The 537-nt window shown below is 48.0% G+C and carries 2 tRNA genes; both read left to right on the forward strand.

Annotated elements, in window-relative coordinates:
- The first annotated feature begins 214 nt into the window (after nt 1-214).
- Nucleotides 215-288: transfer RNA gene (locus A3729_RS10530), tRNA-Cys, on the forward strand.
- Between the two features lie 39 nt (nt 289-327).
- Nucleotides 328-414 (forward strand) — tRNA-Leu (locus tag A3729_RS10535).
- Nucleotides 415-537 lie beyond the last annotated feature (123 nt).

Below are 537 nucleotides of genomic sequence, written 5' to 3' on the forward strand. Positions count from 1 at the left end.
TAAAGGCGCGATAGCAAAGCGCTTAGGGCTCTGCCCGATTAACAAGAGTGCACTGGATTGCTGCAATCCTACGGTAGAATTTGAAGCTCTTGTTTAGTACAAGTTTAAAGGCGCGATAGCAAAGCGCTTAGGGCTCTGCCCGATTAACAAGAGTGCACTGGATTGCTGCAATCCTATGGTAGAATTTGAAGCTCTTGTTTAGTACAAGTTTAAAGGCGCGATAGCAAAGCGGTTATGCACTGGATTGCAAATCCACGTAGGCCGGTTCGACTCCGGCTCGCGCCTCCATTTAGCATCCCTTTGGTGTTAAATGTAAAAGCCCCCAAAGCCCGGGTGGCGAAATTGGTAGACGCAACAGACTTAAAATCTGTCGTCCTTCGGGACGTGCCGGTTCGATTCCGGCCCCGGGCACCATACTCATTTCAGTCAGATTCATTCAATTACAGTCAAGTACTGTCAAAGTCCAATATTTACAGTGGCTTAGCGTAGGTTGTCGCCTTTCAGGTACGTTCATATCCGGTCAATTGCGTCAGATTC

Source organism: Oleiphilus sp. HI0043 (assembly GCF_001634935.1).